At 68.2% G+C, this 19,282-nt stretch carries 15 protein-coding genes; 3 read left to right on the forward strand and 12 right to left on the reverse strand.

What is annotated here, in order from left to right:
* Positions 1-1,368, forward strand: coding sequence for a Coenzyme F420 hydrogenase/dehydrogenase, beta subunit C-terminal domain (locus ASE95_RS11995; RefSeq protein ID WP_235528318.1), 1,368 nt, complete (start codon positions 1-3; stop codon positions 1,366-1,368).
* Positions 1,369-1,481: 113 nt separating this feature from the next.
* Here the strand turns inward: ASE95_RS11995 and ASE95_RS12000 are convergent, their stop codons facing one another.
* From ASE95_RS12000 to ASE95_RS12035, 8 genes are read right to left on the reverse strand one after another with little or no spacing between them, the layout of a single operon-like run.
* Positions 1,482-3,152, reverse strand: coding sequence for an FAD-dependent oxidoreductase (locus tag ASE95_RS12000; RefSeq protein WP_056636489.1), 1,671 nt, complete (start codon positions 3,150-3,152; stop codon positions 1,482-1,484).
* Positions 3,149-3,973 (reverse strand): aldo/keto reductase, encoded by an 825-nt coding sequence (locus tag ASE95_RS12005; RefSeq protein WP_162234687.1) that lies wholly within the window; start codon positions 3,971-3,973, stop codon positions 3,149-3,151. Before ASE95_RS12005 ends, ASE95_RS12000 begins: the two co-directional genes overlap by 4 nt.
* A gap of 2 nt (positions 3,974-3,975) precedes the next feature.
* Positions 3,976-4,872 carry a glycoside hydrolase family 16 protein gene (locus tag ASE95_RS12010; RefSeq protein ID WP_056636493.1) on the reverse strand — a complete coding sequence of 299 codons (897 nt, stop codon included), beginning with the start codon at positions 4,870-4,872 and terminating at the stop codon, positions 3,976-3,978.
* Entirely contained in the window at positions 4,848-5,741 is an 894-nt protein-coding gene (locus tag ASE95_RS12015) for a glycosyltransferase (protein WP_056636495.1), read from the reverse strand. The genes ASE95_RS12010 and ASE95_RS12015 overlap by 25 nt, the downstream gene beginning before the upstream one ends.
* Positions 5,738-7,048: a lipopolysaccharide biosynthesis protein gene (locus ASE95_RS17940; protein ID WP_056636497.1), complete on the reverse strand. Its 1,311-nt coding sequence runs from the start codon at positions 7,046-7,048 to the stop codon at positions 5,738-5,740. The genes ASE95_RS12015 and ASE95_RS17940 overlap by 4 nt, the downstream gene beginning before the upstream one ends.
* A gap of 43 nt (positions 7,049-7,091) precedes the next feature.
* Complete coding sequence (locus tag ASE95_RS12025) at positions 7,092-9,209, reverse strand: GumC family protein (RefSeq protein ID WP_056636499.1); 2,118 nt, start codon at positions 9,207-9,209, stop codon at positions 7,092-7,094.
* Between the two features lie 32 nt (positions 9,210-9,241).
* On the reverse strand, positions 9,242-10,558 hold the full coding sequence (locus tag ASE95_RS12030) for an outer membrane beta-barrel protein (RefSeq protein WP_162234688.1): 1,317 nt from the start codon (positions 10,556-10,558) through the stop codon (positions 9,242-9,244).
* 20 nt (positions 10,559-10,578) lie between these two features.
* On the reverse strand, positions 10,579-11,160 hold the full coding sequence (locus ASE95_RS12035; protein WP_056636502.1) for a polysaccharide biosynthesis/export family protein: 582 nt from the start codon (positions 11,158-11,160) through the stop codon (positions 10,579-10,581).
* Between the two features lie 234 nt (positions 11,161-11,394).
* On the opposite strand from ASE95_RS12035, the gene ASE95_RS12040 reads away from it, so the two are divergent.
* Positions 11,395-12,540 carry a glycosyltransferase gene (locus ASE95_RS12040; protein WP_056636504.1) on the forward strand — a complete coding sequence of 382 codons (1,146 nt, stop codon included), beginning with the start codon at positions 11,395-11,397 and terminating at the stop codon, positions 12,538-12,540.
* 91 nt (positions 12,541-12,631) lie between these two features.
* On the forward strand, positions 12,632-13,624 hold the full coding sequence (locus ASE95_RS12045; RefSeq protein WP_056636857.1) for an NAD-dependent epimerase/dehydratase family protein: 993 nt from the start codon (positions 12,632-12,634) through the stop codon (positions 13,622-13,624).
* 84 nt (positions 13,625-13,708) lie between these two features.
* Here the strand turns inward: ASE95_RS12045 and ASE95_RS12050 are convergent, their stop codons facing one another.
* The 4 genes from ASE95_RS12050 to ASE95_RS12065 all read right to left on the reverse strand — a co-directional run bounded on the left by ASE95_RS12050 (position 13,709) and on the right by ASE95_RS12065 (position 19,275).
* Positions 13,709-14,905, reverse strand: coding sequence for a glycosyltransferase (locus tag ASE95_RS12050; protein WP_056636506.1), 1,197 nt, complete (start codon positions 14,903-14,905; stop codon positions 13,709-13,711).
* Between the two features lie 26 nt (positions 14,906-14,931).
* On the reverse strand, positions 14,932-16,323 hold the full coding sequence (locus tag ASE95_RS12055; RefSeq protein ID WP_056636508.1) for an oligosaccharide flippase family protein: 1,392 nt from the start codon (positions 16,321-16,323) through the stop codon (positions 14,932-14,934).
* A gap of 140 nt (positions 16,324-16,463) precedes the next feature.
* Complete coding sequence (locus ASE95_RS12060) at positions 16,464-17,699, reverse strand: DUF1996 domain-containing protein (RefSeq protein ID WP_162234689.1); 1,236 nt, start codon at positions 17,697-17,699, stop codon at positions 16,464-16,466.
* Between the two features lie 208 nt (positions 17,700-17,907).
* A complete protein-coding gene (locus tag ASE95_RS12065; RefSeq protein ID WP_056636512.1) occupies positions 17,908-19,275 on the reverse strand; it encodes a DUF1501 domain-containing protein in 1,368 nt (455 codons plus the stop codon).
* Positions 19,276-19,282 lie beyond the last annotated feature (7 nt).

A 19,282-nucleotide genomic window follows, 5' to 3' on the forward strand; every position in this document is an offset into this window, starting at 1 on the left:
GTGCTATCCCGCCGCGACATCGTGCAGTCCGGCCTGTGCATCGGCTGCGGCGGGTGCAGCGGGGCGGGGGAGATGGTCATGGACCGCGACGGGCTATGGAAGCCCGATGCCACCGCGCCAGATTATGCCACCCCCGACGCCGTATTCACCGCGCGCTGTCCGTTCTCGCCAGCGGCCGCCGCGAACGAGGATGTCATCGCAGCCGACCGTTTCGCTGCGCCGGTACAGCGCACCGACCTGCTCGGTCGCTTCGAATCGACATGGGTCGGCCATGTCGCCGAAGGTGGCTTTCGCGAGAACGGCAGCTCGGGTGGGATGGTCAGCTGGGTCGCCGCGGAGCTGTTGCGTACCGGCACGGTCGATGCCGTCGCGCACGTTTCGCCGGTCCCCGACCCGCAGCATGACGGACGCTTCTTCACCTATCGCCTGTCACGTAACGCCGCCGAACTCGCCGGTGGCGCGAAGTCGCGTTACTATCCGGCCGAACTCTCGGCGGTGATCGCGGCGATCCGCGCGACGCCGGGGCGCTATGCGATCGTCGGCGTGCCGTGCTTCATCAAGGCGGTTCACCTGCTGCGCCGCACCGATCCCGTCATCGCAGAGCGTGTGACGCACCTGCTCGGGCTGTTCTGTGGACATCAGAAGAGCGCGCGGCTGGTCGACAGCTTCGCATGGCAGCTTGGCGCACCGATCGAACGCGTCCGGGCGGTCGACTACCGGATCAAGGATGCCGGCCGCCCCGCCAACTGGTATCGCGCGCACCTGACGCTCGACGACGGCAGCGCACGGGCGGAGGATTGGTGGCACCTCGCGGACGGTGACTGGGGTGCGGGCTTCTTCCAGAATCCGGCATGCGACTGGTGCGACGACGTGGTCGCCGAAACCGCCGACGTCGCCTTCGGGGATGCCTGGGTGGAGCCTTATTCCTCGGACGGGCGCGGCACCAATGTGGTGATCGCGCGCGCGCCGCAGGTTCATGCGATGATCGCCGCCGCGGTCGCCGACGGGCGGCTGGCGTTGACCGGCGTCGACGCGGCGTTCGTCGAACAGACGCAAGCCGCCGGTTTCCGCCACCGCCGCGAAGGGCTGGCCTATCGCCTCACTTGGGGACGGCGTGGCATCCGGCCGGTCAAGCGCGTCGCGCCCGCCGCGGCGCTGCCGCTGCGTCGCAAGCTGGTCTACCGGATGCGTCACGCCATCGCCCGCGACAGCCACCGGTTCGCGCGCGCCGCTTTGCGGCTGGGCCGCCCGGCGCTGTACACGACATGGGCGCGCCAGATGCTGGCGGTGTACCGCGGGCTGGCATGGTCGCATGGCCGGTTGGGCGGCTGGATCGACCGGGTGCTCCCCGACGCCCGCCCGCGTTAGCCGTCAGGCGCATCGGCGCTTTGTCGGCCGCCGGCTCCGCAAGCCCGGCTGTCGGCCGACCGGGCGCCGGTCGTTCCCCGTCGGGCGGCCGAACCTCGATCTGCCCCGGCCGGTCAGCGGGAAGCGCGCAGGTGCTCCGCCAGCCGCAGCGTCAGGGCGAGCAGCGTCAGGGTCGGATTGGCGAAGCTGGATGTCGGGAACGCCGCTGCCCCCGCGATGTACAGCCCGCGTGTCCCGAACACCTCGGCGTTGGCGTCGCACACGCCGTCCGTCGGCGTATCGGCCATGCGGGCTGTGCCGATATGATGCCCGCCGACCGGCACCGGATGGTCGCTCCACGCCTCCGCTTCGGCATCGCCCAGCGTGATCGTCGCCGTGCCGCTGCGGTTCACCGCCGCCGCGATCGTGCGCACGCCCGCGATCATCCGCGCGCGATCGTCCGCGGTGCAGCGCCAGTCGATGATCGCCCGCCGCATGCCGGACGGATCGCGCTGTTCGCCCAGCATCACGCGGCTGTCGCGATGCGGCTCCTGCTCACCGTTCAGGTCGAGCGGGTAGACCCCGCCGCGCTCGGCCAGCAGCACGCTGGGCAGCTTGCGCCGCGCCAGGATGCGCCGTCGCGTCCAGTCGATGCCGAACGCCGCCAGCCGGGGCGCGCCCAGCAGCACGTTGCGCAGGTGCGCGGCGTGGAAGCTGGCCGACGATCCGCCGCGCCGCGCCCGCGCGTCGTGCTCCAGCGCGGTCATCTTGCGCGCATATTCGGGGACGATCATGTTTTTGGCGAGGTACATCGCCGACAGGACGGGGTGGCGGTGCGCCGGATCGACGATGCCGGGATGCGCGGGACGCAGCACCATGCCGGCCAGCCGCTCGCGGCGCTGCGCCTCGGGCGCCAGCCACAGATATCGCCGGCAATAGATGCCGTCGTGGGAGCGGAAATAGTCGAAATGTGCATGGCCCGCCGGGGGATGGAAGGCGATGGTGCCCAGCGTCCCCTCCAGATGGCATTGATAATAACGGCCGACCAGATCGTGCTCGTTGCCCAGCCCGCCGCTGCGCGCTTCGTCGCTGGCCAGCAGCAGCCGCGCGGTTTCGATCCCGCCGGCGGCCACGACGACCGTCGACGCTGCGACGATAACCCGCGTGTCGCCTTCCAGCCGCAACCGCACGCCGGTGGCGGTCGCGCCCTCGTCATCGGTCAGGATCTGCTCGACCGCGGCATGCGTCAGCACGCGCAACCGCGCCGCCTCCGTCAGCCGTTTGCGATACCACCCGCCGAAATCGGTCGGATGGCTGAACCGCTCGATGCGCTCCACCACCGTATCCGCGCCGGCATCCGGCATCGCGGGATCCAGCCGCGGTTCGGCGGCGGCGGCCGTAAACTCCGCCGCACCCGCTTCGGCCAGCGCCATCGCCTGCGGGTAGAAGCGCGCGACCTCCTCATAGGCGATCGGCCAGCGCGCCGCCGGCATCCAGTCGCGCGTTTCGAAATCGATCGGATCGAACGGGATGCAGCGTCCGCCCCATACCGCGCTGGTCCCGCCCAGCTGCCGCCGCCGGTACATCTCCCCCGGCGAGTGCGCGGGCGGCGACACCGATTGCGCGCGCAGGAAATCCTGACCGACCTTGTCGAAGCGATCGCCGCCCGCCTCGATCAGCACCACGTCGCGGCCGGCGTCCGCCAGCGCGAGCGCCAGCGTGATCCCGGCCGGTCCACCGCCGACGATCGCGACATTCGCCTCGATCCGTTCCGGCAATCCCGCGCGGCGGGCGTCGATGATCATCGTGCCGCCTCCCGGTTGGATCCGCGGGCGATCGCCGCCAGCGCGCGCAGATGCTCGACACGCCCGGTCCCGACGACCGTGCAGGCGACCGCGGGATGCGCGATCGCGCGCGCTACCGCCTGCGCCGGGGTCAACCCGGGTTGCTGCGTCACCACCTCGCGCGCCAGCACCAGATGCCCGCGCGCCGCGATCGTCTCGGCGCGCTTGCCCAGCGTCGTCAGCACGTTCCACGGCAACTCCAGCGTGTCGTAGCCGGGCTGGTCGAGCGCCGCGTCCAACGTTGCCAGATCGTCGCACGATACGCCGATCCGCAAGGCCTTGCCCGCCGCGCGCGCCGCGACCAGCGCCAGCGCCAGTTCGGCGTCGCCGGCGACATGCGCGGGCGGGCTGTGCAGCAGAAACGCCTCGACCCGGTCGGTGCGCAGCCGGCGCAGCGACGCTTCCAGGCTGGCGACGATCGCGCGCGGGCGCCAATCGGCGCGCATCGCCTCGCTGCGCTGCGCGGTCACGGTGTTGGCCGGGCCGGCGCGCCGCGCCAGCAACGCGCGCACCAGCGGCTTGGCGGTGCGCAACAGCCGGTATTTGGCCGAGAAGGTCTGCCCGCCCTTGGTGACGACGAAGGCCGTATCGCGCCGCCCGGCGATCGCGCGCCCGATGATCCGCTCGCTGTCGCCCTGACCATAGATACTGGCGGTGTCGATGACGTTGACGCCCAGGTCGAGCGCGATCCGCACCAGCCGCTCGCTCTCCGCGGCGGGCGCGGGATTGCCGAACGAGCCGAACTTGCTGCCGCCCAGCCCCAGCCGCGTGATCCCCGTCATGCTCAACGCTCCGCCAGTCGGTAACCGCGCACCCGGTCGATCCGCATCCGCGCCGGCCATTGCTGGTCGGCGGCGGGCGCGCCCGGCCACTTGCCGCCGATCGCCAGATTCAGCAACAGATACAACGGCTGATGGAAGTCCCGGTTGGGCACCCGCCGCACTTCGTGATCGTCGAAATACCAGATCAGCTCCCTGGGCGTGACCATCATGCCGTAATCGTGGAATTGCGACAGGTCGGTGCCGCTCTGCCACGGCATGCCGTCGCCCTTCTTCTGCTGGTTCGGCAGGTCCGGGAACCAGGTGAAGTACAGCTTTCCCGGTTCGCCGATCGATTCGAAGACGTCGATCTCGATCGGGGCGGGTTGTTGCTGCTTGCCCCCCTTGAGCGCCGGAACGGGGAGCAGCCAGAACGCCGGCCAGATGCCCTTGCCGCTGGGGAACGCCACCCGTGCCTCGACATAGCCGTAGGTGAACTGGAACGACCGCTCGGTCGTGATCAAACCCGAGAGATAGGGCAGGTGGTTCGTTGCCGGGTCGGCGCGATACGGGTTGGGGCGCGCCGCGATCGTCAGCACACCCGGCTTCCACTCGAACGCCGACATGCCTTCGGCCGGATCGCCGTAATATTCCAGCTCGCCGTTGGGGACAAGGGTGCGCGGTTCCGAACCCTTTTCGGCGCGGGTCGGCTGGACGCCGAACCAGTAGTTGGTCTTCCACCGGCCGCGCGGATTGGTGGTGGCGTTCCAGAAATCCGGCGCCCGGTCGAACTCTTCGGTGAAGATCGGGCGCAGCAGCTTGCGGTCCAGCGCCGCGCCGGCGCCGGTCGCGGACCAGCCGGCGAGGATCGCGGCGCCCAGCAGCGCCAGCCGCACGATCATCGCCACACCGATCCGCCGCATTCGCGGATATAGGCGGCGGTCCTGCGCGAGATCGCCTTGCGCTCCGGTCTGCCGTCCCGCTTGCGCCAGTTCAGGAACTGCCGCACCGCGCCCGTGACGCTCGCCTGTCCGCGCTGGCGCAACAGCAGATAGGGCGTGAAGAGCGCCGCGTTCACCAGCACCTCAGGGAACGGCATCCGCAGGTAGCTGATGATGTATTTGTTCGCCAACCGCTGCGTCTGCACCCGCTTCTTGGCATCGCGCCCGTCGGGATGCTCCAGTTCCTCGCAACTGACCGCCGGGTCGTAGCGGATTCGCCATCCGGCATCGATGATCCGGTACGACAGCTCGATCTCTTCGAGACCATAGAAGAAATCGGGCAGGAAGCCGCCGACCTCGCGCAGGCACGCGGTGCGGAACGCCACGCATCCGCCGACGAAGCGGAAGGTAAGGAACGGTTGCGTCAGGTCGACGTCCTTGCGGGTGTGCGGGATCAGGTCGACCCGGCGGCGGGTCTCGCCGCGGACGTGCTTGCGTACGGTGATCGCGCCGAGCCGCTCGTCCTCTGCGAACCGGGCGGCGAACAGGTCGAGCATCGCTGGCGTCTCGACCATGACATCGTCGTCGAGCAGCACGACATATTCCCCGCGCGCCGCATCGAACCCGTCGTTGCGCGCGTGCACGCCCTTGTTGCCGCCCGAGAAAAGATACTGATGATGCGCGAACGGCGCCAGCAGCGCGTCGCGCGTCCCGCGCTCGGCATTGTTGTCGACCAGGATCACCTCGTAATCGTCGCGCGGGCCAAGGCACGTCGCCAGCCTTGTCAGACAGTCGGCGAGGATCTGGTCGCGCGCATAGGTGAGCACGACGACGGAGAAGAGAATGGTCACGTCGATAACTCCGACAAGGTGCCGTGGCGGACATGGCGGCGCAGGGCGTGTCGCTCCGCGATGCCGAGCAGGACGATATTGGCCAGCTGGCTCGCCGCGATCGCGATCGCCATGCCCGCCACGCCGTGCGGGATCGCCAGCACCAGCGCGGCCAGCGTGACGATCGCGGTGGCGGCGCGCGTTACGAACATCGTCCGGCTGGCGCGCAGCACGATCAGCAGCGTTTCGGACGGCTGGTTGAGGCAGAACAGGAAGAACGCCGCGCACAGCAACTGCACCTCACGCTCCACCCCGGCATATTGGCCGTGGAAGACCAGCGCGATCAGCGGATGCGCGAACAGCGCCACGACGGCGAGGTACCCCCCGGTCATGACGATCAGCGTGCGCCGCGTGCCGCCGATCGCCCGCCGCAGCCCCGCCGCACCGTCGTTGGCGAGCGCGGCGGCGGCACGCGGCTTGTCGATCGAATCGATCGCCGAGACGATGCTGACCGCCGGATTGGTTAGCGTGCGCGCCGCGGTGAACACCGCCGCCGCACCCGGCCCGAGCAGCGCGCCGATCAGGATCACGACCGTTGCGGTGCTGTAGACGGTGTAGGGGAAGATGTTGAGCGACAGCCAGCCGGCGAACCGGGCGTGCGGCGCGAACATCCGCCACGCGCGCCGGGCCGCGGGCCGGGCGGGGCGCAGCACCAACAGCGCGGGCAGCGTCGCAACGACGGCCGCCACTCCCCATGCCGCAGCCCCCGCCGCCGCATCGGCGCGCCACCGCGCCGCGATCAGCGCACCTGCGATCAGCGCGACGAAGAACAGGGCGGAGACGATCGCGGCCAGCCACGCACGTTCCTGTTTATAGAACCAGCGGCGTACGAAATCGGCGGCGAGCAGCGGCGGGGTGATCGCCGCGCCCAGCATCAGCGGTTCGGCCAGCCAGCGCTGCGACGGCAAAGCGACCCGCACCGTAGCGGCGATGGCGAGCAGCGCGATCGCCAGCGCCAGCGCCGCAGCGACGTTCAGCCACCACCAACCGGAATGATAGGCGCGGTCGGCGCCGGCATCGCCGGGTTCGCGATGTTCGGTGACATAGGGGAGGGTGATCGCCGAGCGATGGAAGCCGGCGACGAAATAATAGGCGCCGATCGCCACGCCGACCGCGCCGAACGCGTCCGGCGCGAGGCTGCGGCCGAGGATCGCGCTCGCGACGATGCTGCCCAGACCCTGAAAGCCCTGGTCGGCCAGCGCGAACAGTCGCGCCAGCCGCCGGTCACGCAGCCGTGTCGGCAGCGTGTGAAGCAGTGAGGATGCCATCTGGCGCGGCCGGCGCGATGCGGGTGGTGCGGTCGCGCCCGCGTCAAGACTGGGCGTAATAGTCCTTCATGTAATCGGCGTAGTAGCTTGGGTCACCGAAGCCGGACTGGGACTGCACCTTCAGATTGACCATCGTCAGCGCGACGCCGGTCACCCCCGCACCGACCGAGGTGATCTGGTGCAGCGCCGCGCGGGCGGCGCGTGCCGGGGTCGAGCGCCAGCGGACCAGCAGCGCGAGCGCATCGAAATGGTGCGCCAGCACGCGGGTGTCGGCCACGGCCAGCACCGGCGCGGTATCGACGACGATATGTTCGTAGCGGCGACGCAGCTCGGCGATCAGCGCGCTGAAGTCCGGCGTCTCGAAGATGTGCGACGACGTGCCGATCGTCGGTGCCAGCGGCAGCACGTCCAGCCCGGTCGCTTCCTCGCGCACGATCACCTGATCCAGCGTGGCGGTACCCGCCAGCACTTCGCTCAGGCCGATCTGCGCCTGCGGAGCGAGCGCGACCGTGACCGAGCGGCGGCGGAGGTCGGTGTCGAGCAGCAACGTGCGCGAACCGCCCGTCGCCAGCACCCGCGCGACCGACATCGACGTGGTGGTCTTGCCCTCCTTGGGAAGCGCCGAGGTGATGCCAAGAACCTTGCCGCCCTGCACGCCCGAGACCGTAAAGCTCATGCTGGTCGCAAGGTTGCGGAACGCTTCGGTATAGGCCGACAACGGGTGGAGCAGCGTCGCCTCCGCCGGGTCGCTGGTGCGCGGCTTCTCGATCGAGCTGGCCGGCGTCGGCACGCTGTTGAAATAGTCGACGCCGAGCATCGTCTCGATATCGTCGACCGTGTCGAGGCCCTGCACCCAGCGTTCGCGGATGTAGGCGATGGCGAGACCGACCGCCAGGCCGAGCACCGCACCCATGAACATCAGCACCGGCACGTTGGGCGAGCTGGGCTTCAGCGGCAACGCCGCCGGGGCGGCCAGCCGGCTGTCCGCGCGCATGATCGACTGCTGGGCATTCTGCTGCGTGCTGGTGGTCAGCAATTGCTGATAGGCATCACGCGCGTTCTGCGCCGTGCGCTGCAATTCGGCGAGATCCACCGACGAACGCACGTTGTTGGCAAGGCGCGACTGCGCGGCGGCGAGGCTCGCCTCCAGCGAGGCGGTGGTCGAACCCGCCGCCTGCGTCGCATTGCCGGCCGAGCGCGACAGGTCGCGCATCTCACGCGACAGCTGCCCGTCGATCGCGTCGAGTTCCTTGCGTGCGTCGGCAAGCGCCGGATACCGTTCGCCATAACGCGACTGGAGCGCGGCGACGCGCGCCGCGACTTGCGCGCGCTGCTGGCGCAGCGTCGACATGGTCGCGGTGCTGTACGGGCTGTTCGTGCCGCCGCCGACGATGGTCGAGCCGCTGACCGCGCTGCGGGCGCGTGCCGCGGCTTCCTCAGCGCGCGCCGAGGCCAGCTGGCCGCGGATCGAGGAGATTTCCTGTTCGGCGGTCACCGAATCCGGCTGGCCGAGCAGGTTGTTGCGCACGCGGTAAGCGGCGACCTCCGCATCGGCGCGCTCGACCTTGCTGCGCAATTCTTCCAGCTGGCTGTTCAGACGGCCGTCGACCTCGCGATATTGCGCGATCTTGGTTTCCATGTCCTCGGTCATGAACGACTGCGCGAAGGCGTTGGCGATCTGCATCGCCTTCAGCGGGTTCTTGTCGGTGTAGCCGACCTCGAACAACGAGGTGGTGCCGACGCGCGCGGCGCTCATGTTCGCGAGCAGCGCACCGGCGATCGCCTGCTTGCCGGTCGCGGCATCGGTGGCGAAGTCCTTGGCGGCGTCGCGCAATTCGGGGTCGCGATCCAGCTTGAGCTGCTCGACGACGCGCACAGCCACGGGCAGCGACTTCATCGTCTGCACCTCGGCATCGATCTTGGCATCGCGGCCCAGATCGGAAAGCTGCGCCTGCGGCGCGCCGGCGACAGCGTTCTGCGGTGTATATTCCAGCTGCGCCGACGCGGTGTAGCGCCGCGGCAGCACCTTGCTGACCGCCCATGCCAGCACCACGGCCACGATCACGCAGGCCAGAATGATCGGCAGGTGCCGTTTCAGGCGGGAAAAGAGGCCGGCCAGATCCTGGCGTTCCTCAGGCCGCATGTTCGTTGCATCCGCCATCGCTTACCCTTTTTACTTGCCGTTCGTCCGGCTCAGCGCCGCAACGTCAGGCTCAGCCCTGCGCGTACTTCGTTGAAACGTTGACCCAATTGAGCCCCGCCGCTGTCACGGTTCGAGTAATCGATCGACGGTGTCAGCACCATCGATCGATTGAGCGTGTACACCGCGCTTGCCCCAACGTGGAACAGCGTGTCGTCGCGATCGATGCGCGAAAAATCGTCACGTTCCAGATCGACGCGCCCGACCAGGATCAGGCTGCGCAACAATTCGTGATCGATCTCCGCGGCCAGTCGCGACGCGGTGTAGCCGGGCGATCCCTGCACGATCGCGTCGCGCACGTCGCGCCGTGCCGACACGCTGATCGTGGTCAGCTGGGTGACGAGGTAGTCGACCTGCGCATCGAAGGCGAGGCCGCTGAGCGTCGACACGCCGGCGGTGTCGTAATGCCGCGTCAGGTAACCCACGCCCAACCGGGTGCGGATCAACGGCGTGACGTCGAACGCCGCGCCACCGACCACCCGCAACTCGTCGCCGCTGCGATCGAAGTCGAAATTCACCACCTTGTAGTCGTGGAGCGTATAGACGCCCTGCACGAACAGCGAGGTGACCGGCGAGATGTTGTATTCGGCGCGCGCGGTCAGCCGGGTCGCGGTGCGATCCAGATAATCCTGATCGATCATCGTGCCGTCCAGCGCGCGCGTATCGCTGTAATCCAGCCGCGTGACGTTGACATCGCCCATCAACTGCAGACGGTTGAGGCCGTAGGTGCCGCGCAGCGATGCCACCTGACGGTCGAGCGGCACCGAAGCCGCCGCGAACCGCGGGAAATCACCCGACAATTGGTTGATGTAGATGCGATCGGCGTTCACCGCCGCCCGCAGGTTCGACTCGCCGACGATATCGAGCCGGCTTTCGATCCCGACGTCGTAGCCATCCTCGTTCTTGATCGAATAATCGAGGAAGCGGCGGAAGTTGCCGCGCACATGGCCAAGCAGCTGGTGACGCGACCACGTGCTGCGCGCGTCAAGCCGCGGGGCGACGATCGCATAGGCGTCCGACACCGCGTCGTTGGTCGCACCGAACACGTTGCTGGTGGCGTTTGCGGAAACGTCGACTTGCGGGAAGACCAGGAACGCGCCGGCGCGCACGCCGAGCGGGTCGATCTCGGGATGCGGGCGTTGCAGCACCGTCACCCGGTCCGTCTGTGGCAGGTCGAACGGGATGCCGGTGTCGAGCACCGCGCGCGATACCTGCGCATGCGCCGTCGGCGCGCCGACGGTCAGCGCCGCGATCAGCAGGGTGCCGGCCGTCAGCAGCCATGGCGCGGCCATGCGCGCCGAAATGGACATCGCCGGACGCATCGGGACGATCAGAAAAACCGCTCGGCGACGCGGATCGTGTCGCCCGGACGCACCGCCAGTTCCGGCGACGCCTCGACCTTGGCCTCACCGCCGCCGCTTTCGGCGCGAATGAAGACCTGGTTCTGCTGCGCGCGGTAGCTATAGCCACCGGCGAGCGCCACCGCCGCCTCCAGCGTCATCCCGGTCTGATAGGGATATTGCCCCGGCTTGTTGACCTCGCCCAGAATGTAGAACGGACGGTAGGTCAGGATCGAGCCGGTGACGCTGGGATTGCGCAGGTAACCCTCGGACAGCCGCTGGCGGATCTGCGCACTCAGCTGGTCGATCGTCATGCCCTGCGCCTTGACCGCACCGATCAGCGGCACGTCGATCGTGCCGGCCGGGTTGATCGCGTAATTGCGGCTGAGATCGGCCTCGCCATAGACGGCAAGCGCGATCTGGTCGCCCACGCCCAGCTGGTAGGTGGCGTCCACTGGGGACGCGCGGTCGCGCCCCAGCGAGGAGGCGGTCTGCAACGGAAGGTCGCTGCCGCGCCCGGCGCATCCCGCCAGCAGCGCTACTGCCGACAGCATCATCGCCAGCCTGGTCATATCGGTTGTTCCCCCGGGTCAATGCCGCAAGTGCGAAGTGGCGCCGTGGTAAGCGATGTCGCTGCAAATGCAAGCGATCTTGCCGCCCGATTTGGGACGGCGTCCCCAAGCCTTCTTGCAGGAACGCGTGCATCCGCTATGGCTTAGCGCGAACACGGGGGCTTCTTCGCCGTAGGGCCAAAGCGTACGGCAAAAGCCGTCGTCAGGCAGGATTAGGGATCGGCAAACGCTAGCATGATCGGGGTGTACGCCATCGCTGCCGTGCTGTTGCTGGTGCTCGCCGTGCACCCGTTCCTCATCTATCCGGCCACGCTGCGGCTCTTTCCGCGTCGCGCGCCAGCCATTTTGTCCCAAAACGGGGCAGAGCGGCCGCCGCTCGCGATCTGCATGTCCGCCTATAACGAAGCGCGGTCGATCCGTCCGCGACTGGAACGGCTGATCGAGGCGGCGCAGGCTTATGGGCCGGCGACGATCCACGTCTATGCCGACGGGCCGCGCGACGGCACGATCGAGATCCTGCGCGAATATGCCGATCGCATCGACCTGATCGTGTCGCACGAGCGCAAGGGCAAGACGGCGGGCATGAACCTGCTGGTGACGCGCTCGACCGCCGGGCTGTTGATGTTCACCGACGCCAACGTGATGCACGACGTGGACGTGATCGCGCCACTGATCGCGCCGTTCGCGGACCCGGACGTCGGCTGCGTCAGCGCACGGCTGGTATATTCCAACCCCGACGACAGCCCCGCCGCGGCGACCGGCGCCGCGTACTGGCGGGCCGAGGAAGCGATCAAGGCGATCGAAAGCGGCACCGTGGGGCTGATCGGCGTCGATGGCGCGATGTTCGTCCTGCGCCGCGAACTGCACCGGCCGCCGCCGCCGCACCTGATCGACGATCTGTACCTCAGCCTGGTCGTGCTGGCGCAGGGCAAGCGCTTGCTGAGTTCCCCCGACGCGCTGGTCTACGAACGCAGCGCCACGGAGGCGGAGGAGGAACTGGTGCGCAAGCGGCGCATCGCGTGCCAGGCGATCAACGTCCATCGCGCGCTCTGGCCCGAATTGCGCCGCCTGCCGTGGCCCGCGCTGTACGGTTATGCATCGCACCGGATGCTCAAGTGGGTGACGCCGTTCCTGTTGTTGGGCGCGCTGCTGTGCGCGTTGCCGGTCGCGGTCGCGCTGCTCGGGCTGGAGTGGGTGCTGGGGCTGGCGGTCGGCGGAACGATCGCGCTGGGAGCGGCGCATGCGCTGCGCATCGGCGTCGCGCAACGCGTGGTCGCCGCGCTGCTCAGCCTGTTCGGCGTCGCGCTGGGCGTGATCGATTCGGTGTGGAGCGGCAAGACCTACGCCGTGTGGCAACCCGCGGAGTCGGTACGCGAATAAGGCGTGGCGAGTTGCCGCGGACGACGCCCGCCTCTACGACGCGGGTGCAGCATGAACGCGCCGTCGCGGGCGCCGATCGAAGGAAAATATGATGAGCGGCCGCACCGATCCGATACTGGTCACCGGCACCGCCGGCTTCATCGGCCATGCCGTCGCACACCGGCTGCTCGATCGCGGGGAGCGCGTGATCGGCGTCGACATCGTCAATGATTATTACGATCCCGCGCTGAAAGAAGCGCGGCTCGCGACGTTCCAGGGGCGCAACACCTTCGACTTCCACCGCGCCGACATCGCCGATGTCGAGGCGATGGCTGCGATCGTCCGCGATCAGGGCGTGCGCCGCGTCGTCCACCTCGCCGCGCAGGCGGGCGTACGCTACAGCCTGGAGAACCCGTTCGCCTACGAACGTTCCAACCTGGCCGGTCACCTGTCGATCATGGAGGCGTGTCGCCACGCCGAGGGGTTCGAGCATCTGGTCTACGCCAGCTCCAGCTCGGTCTATGGCGACAAGCCGATGGGCGGGGCGGGTTTCACCGAGGACGAGCCGGCGACCGACCCGGTCTCGCTCTACGCCGCGACGAAGCGCGCGTGCGAGCTGATGAGCCAGTCCTACGCCAAGCTCTACGGCTTCCCGCAGACCGGCCTGCGCTTCTTCACCGTCTATGGCCCGTGGGGCCGCCCCGACATGGCCTATTTCTCGTTCACGCAGAAGATCATGCGGGGCGAATCGATCGAGGTGTTCGGCGAGGGGAAGATGGCACGCGACTTCACCTATATCGACGACATCGTCGACGGGATCGTCGGCGCGCTGGACCACCCGCCCGCAACCGGCGAGCATCGCGTGCTCAACATCGGTGACAGCCACCCGGTCGGCCTGATGGAGATGATCGAGACGCTGGAGGACGCGATCGGCCACAAGGCGGAAAAGGTGATGCGCCCGATGCAGCCCGGCGACGTCACCGCCACCTATGCCGACGTGTCGAAGCTGCATGCGCTGACCGGTTACCAGCCCAAGGTGATGCTGCGCGAGGGGCTGCAACGCTTCGCCGAATGGTATCGCGGCTATTATGGGCCGACGGCGTAAGGCCAGACGCCGCCACGCCATCGCAGGGGTGGCGAAGCGATCCTGACCGATCCCGGACCCGGGGAGAGACGGAACGGCGGACGCTTACGGCGCCGTCACGGCCTTCTGCGCCGCCAGCGTCATGTCGCGCAGGTATGTCGATCCCCGTCCTTCCTCCACCCACCGGGTGATCATCGTGCTCCAGTCCGCAGCGATCGTGACGCGTGCCCAGGTCGCCTCGGCCGCCTGCGACAGCGCGGCGTAGAGCGAATCGTCGCGAAGCAGCCGCGCGACCTGCCGCGCCAGATCGCGGTGGTCGCGCTGGGTGAACAGCAGTGCGTCGACACCGTCCGCAAAGGCGGTGGCGAAGATCGGATGGTCGCTGCACACGATCGGCGTGCGCGATGCGATCGCCTCGAACAGCACCAGCGGAAACCCTTCCTGGAAGTCGTGGCGGCTGGGCACGATCACCGCGTCGCTTTCGCCCATGATGTCGAACGCGCGGTCGTTGTCGATCAAGCCGGTCATGTGCACCCGGTCGGCGATGCCGAGTTCGGTCGCGAGATCCTGCATCGCCGCCACCTCGCCGCCACCGACGATCGTCGCCTGCACGTCGATGCCGTCGTCGCGCAACGTCGCGACGGCGCGCAGCAGGTCGCCGACGCCCTTGCTCTCGTTGATGCTGCCCACATAGCAGATCGACTTCGCATCCATCGCGTTGCGGGTGCGGGCCGGACGCTGCGCCGGGCTGCGATGGAAGGGGATGTTCCACGCCAGCAATTTGTCGCGGCGGACCCCGGAGCGGGCCAGCAATTCCGTCGCCGGCGCGCAATGGTTGGCGACGAAATCGAAGCGCGGGCGGTTCAGCAGGAAACGCAGCAGCGTGAGGTTGGTGCGGGGCCGCAGCCCCGGCACGTTGAACGAGCTGGCCATCACCGACAGCGCGCGCTTGCGCGATCGCCAGATGTGATAATGCAGCGCCAGGCTGGGGAAGTGGCAGATCACCGCCGGGTTGGGATCGCGCCGGAACGCCTCGACCAGCACGAGATCGCGGTGATGCTGCCCGCCCAGCGCGGTGACGCGGACGTTGGGCAGGATCTCCCGCGGGGGATGGGCGGCTGCGCAGAAGCTGTAGATGTCGACCGGCCGGCCCCGCGCACCGATCGCGGCGAAGGTGCGGATCAATTCGTCGTGAGTGGCGTAGGATTGCGGCTCGCCCGCCGCATGGCGTCGCGCCGCCTCGACGAAATCACCGGCGTAGAAATAGGCGGATACCCCGCCGTTCGTGTCGCTGTTCTCCATACCCGCGCCCCCCTTCGGCGTAACCCTCAATGCAAGATGATCCGGAACAGGTCGGCCGGCGGCCCGGTGAGATGGATCTGGAACGTCACCCAGCGAAAGGCATAGGCGAGCGCCAGCAGCAGCGCGGTCGCCGCCACGTCCTGGCGCATGAACGTCACCCGTTCCCGCGCCTGCCCGATCATCAGGCACAGGTAACGCAGCACCTCCGCCGCCACGGTCGCACCCGCCGCGGCGACGACGCCGTAATGCGTCAGCCCCCATGGCAGGAAGGCGACCAGCCCGACCAGCTTGGCGACGCTGCCCAGCGCGCCGTAACGCGGCTTGCCCAGCCCGAGCATCAGATTCTCGTTCAGCGTGCACAGGATGGTCATCCACGCCGCCAGGCTCACCCACGGCAGCAACTGCGCCGCGCCCCGATAGCGATCGTCGTAGATCACCGAGATCACGACATCGGACAGGGCGATGAACCCGGCGACCGCGACCAGCGCCGCAGCGAGGAATTGCAGACGGCGATGCGCCAGCTTGCCCTGCAATTCGGCCCCGCGCACCGTCGACGCCGCCACGCTGGGGAAGATGATCTCGCTGCCCAGCTTGACGCTGAACAGCGCGAACACGTCCGACAGGCTGCGCGCCACGCCGTAGATGCCCAGCATCGCGAAGCTGACGTATTTCGCCAGCACCAGCCGGTCGAAGTTCGACGCCAGGAAGAAGATCACCGAGGAGACGAACACCCATTTGCCGAAACCGACGATCTCGCGCGCATAGCCGACGTCGATCATCAGCCGGTGCTTGATCTCCGGCTTGATGAAATAATACAGCACCGCCGGCACCATCGAAGCCAGGATGCTGCCGCCCAGCAACCCCCAGATATCGGGCGACAGCCACGAGGCGAGGATCAGCAGGACCGAAGCGATCGCGGCCGAGGCGATCTCGAACGGCACTGTGCGGTGCACCGCCATTTCCTTCACCGACAGCGGCAGCCCGATCGAGGTCACGCCGGTCAGGATAAGGAACACCGACATGAACGGCAGCACCATCTGCAGCGTCGGGTCCTTGTAGAAATGGTCGAACACCGGCAGCAGCAACAGCGCGACGAGCGCGAGCACCACGCCGCGCAGCAGCTGCAACGTCCAGGCGGTGTTGTAGAAGCGCGGGTCGGTGGCGTTGCGGCTGCTCACCACGTTCTGGGTGATGCCGATGTCGGTGAACAGTTCGATTCCGATCCGCAGCGACGTGACCAGGATCATGATGCCGAACAACTCCGGCGCCAGGATGCGCGTCAGCACCACGTTGGTGACGAAGCGGATGACCAGCACCATCATATAGCCGGAGGTCGCCCAGCCGAGCCGCTTGAGCAGCACCTCTGGCACATGCACGCGGGCGAACATGCGGGCGCGGAGCGTGGAAACGTCGGTCATGAAGGTCGTGTTACCCGTGAAAAGGCGATGGTCGCGCGCAGCCGGCGGGCCGTCGTCCGGCGGTTACCCGAAAATGGCTTCATGAACACCCGATGTGATCCGCAACGATCGCGACCGGCAGGAAAAAAGCCGACCGGAGACTAAGGCGTCGCGGCCGTGGTGCCGCCCGGTCGCGCCGGCACCGGCACCAGCCGTTGCGCGGTCTTCCACGAAAATTCGCCGCTCTGCACCAGCGCGCGCCCATTGCCGAGATCGCCGCTGTTGCAGCTCAGCAGCTGGTTGATGCAATGATCGGTCCACGCCGCCATGACATCGTCGTCCCACGCACCGAACCAGTCGGCGTGGAAGGTGGACCCCGCCGGCATCCGCTCCATGCCGGGCATCTCGTCCGACGACAGATACCATGTGTCGGCGCGCTGCGCGTCGACCGAATACCACGCGCCCATCGTGAAGGCCGGGATGACATAGGGATGCGATCCCGGGCATTTGGGATAACCCCAGCTGCCATAGCTGGTGTAGGCGACGTGGTCGCGGTGGTTGGCGCTGTCCAGCCGCTTGCCGTCCCAGCAATCGGGGGCGTTGATGACCGCGCCCAGCCGGTTGCCCGCGGGGCAATTCGCCGCCGCCTCGGTGATGGTCGCATAATGGCCGGGGGTCGCGGTCGGGCCGTCGCAGTTGAAATAGCCCGCACCGGTCGAGCGCGTGTTCGTCACCATGTCGTAGCCGAAGATGAAGCGCAGCCCGCGCGGCAACGCGACGCATTCCTTCCCCTGTCGCGCGCAATTCGGGTCCCGGTCGGGCATCCGCTTGTAATAGATCGAGACGTAGTCGGGCCGCACGACATGCCCCTTGCCGTCCAGCATCGCCGGCATCCAATAGGCCGAGCGGTTCAGGATGTTGACGCAGGTGCTCTGCCCGGTGGTGCGCAGGCTGGCATAGGTGGAGGCGGCGTTACCGGCGGTGTTGCCGAACCATTGGTGCAGGTGGCTCTTGCCGGGCTGATCGGGATAGACGATCGGGTCGTCGTAATTGACGTGGCCGGGCTGGCAGATGAAGCGGAATGCGCCGACCACGTCGGGCCGGCCCGACGGCGGTATCACCCCGGTGCCTCCGGTGGGTTGCAGTAGCGTGGCGACGCGCACGGTCGACGGGATCGCATCGGGCACCGCCGACACGTCCTCGCTCAACACCGGGCGGATCAGGTCGCCGTGCCGGCTGCCGACATTGTGCGAACCGCTGCCCTTCTGCTTCTTCGCCAGCGCGGCCTCGTTGGGCGTGCGCAGTTCGTACCCGACCTCGTCGGCGCGCAACTGTGCGGGACCGGGTGCGGCGCATGCCAGCAACGACAGGACGGCGATCATCGGGCGGCGGTACACGGTCGGTCTCCAGCAGGCGCGGCCACCATAGGGCATCCGCCGCACACGAACAAACGACCTGTCGGCTGTCCTACGCACGCCGGCTCGGTTAGTATCGCGGGCGGATCGGACATCGCCTTTCCCGCTTCCGACGGTGGGTCCCGAAAAGTCGCGTCAGTGTCTCAACATTCGCAACATTCGCCGACGATGGTACCGCGTATTCAATGCTTTAGCCGTAGAGGCCGATCGGGCCGCGTCCGTTGGTCGACCACGTGTTCCAGTTCGGGACGACATAGCCCATGTCGCCGTCCGCGACGCCGTGCCACTTCAGGATCGCGCCCAGATATTCCTCCTGCGCCATCGTCGGCAGGAAGCGGCCCTCGTTGCTGATGTCGTCGGCGCCGCCCAGCGTCGGATCGGGGTAGCGGCCGAACACGCTCTTGGGGGTCACCCCGCCGCCGATCACCAGATGGTTGTTGCCCCACGCATGGTCGCTGCCCAGTTGCGCATTGCCGCGATAGGTGCGCCCGAAGTCGCTCATCGTGAAAGCCGTGACGTTGTCCTGCAGGCTGAGCGCCTCCATCGCCTTGTAGAACGCCGACAGCGCCAGCGCGAGGTCGCGCAGCAGGTTGGCGTGGATGCCGGTGGCGACGCTGCCATTCGCGACCTGGTTGTCGTGGGTGTCGTACCCGCCCTGCGACACGAAGAACGACTGGCGCGTATGCCCGAAGGTGGAGCGGGCCTCGATCATCCGCGCCACGCGCTTCAGCTGTTGCGACACGTCGGAGGTCAGCGCTGCCCCGGTCGCGGGATCGACGAAGAACGCCTCGACGCTGCCGGTCGCGCCCAGCACCGCGCTGGTCGCCGCGGTCATCGCATAGGCGTCGGTCACGGTCTGCGCGGTGGAGGCGGTGACGTCGTCGAGGCCGGTGCCGCCCGCCAGGCTGGCCACGGCAGCCTCGACCGCGCTGTTGCCGCTATCCCAACGCGTCAGCACCGATCGCGACGGCAGCACCAGCGGCTGCGCCTGCTGCCCGATCAGCGCGACATTGTTGCCCGCGAACGAGATCACCGGCGGCACGCCGCTGCCCGTGCTCATCCGGTCGTGCAGGCGGCCCATGAAGCCGTCGCGGTTGACGCTCTGCGCGCGCAACCCCTGCCAATGCTCCTGCTCGTCGGAATGGCTCATCAGGTTTGACGGACGCAGATCCGGCCGGCTGAGGTAGGTCGCCTTGGTCAGCGGCGTGGCCAAGGTGCCGGCGTTCAGGACCAGCGCCATCGCACCCTTGTCCCAGATCGGCGCAAGGCTGGCCATCGCCTGATGCAGGCCAAGGCCGCTGCCGGCCAGCGGCGTCACCGCCGAGGGTGGCAGCGCGATGGTCTGCCGCGCGCTGACATAGGCACCGTAAGCGGCCGGATCGGTCGGGACCAGCATGTTCCAGCCGTCGTTGCCGCCGAACAGGAACACGCCGACCATCGCGCGGAAACCGCTGCCGGGCGCACCGTAAGCAACGCCGCGGCCGAACATGCCGAGCGCGGCGGCCGCGCCGGCGCTCATCGCCATATGGTGGAAATGGCGGCGGGAGATCAGGGTCATGGGATCG

The organism is Sphingomonas sp. Leaf231 (genome assembly GCF_001421995.1).
Lineage (GTDB): Bacteria > Pseudomonadota > Alphaproteobacteria > Sphingomonadales > Sphingomonadaceae > Sphingomonas.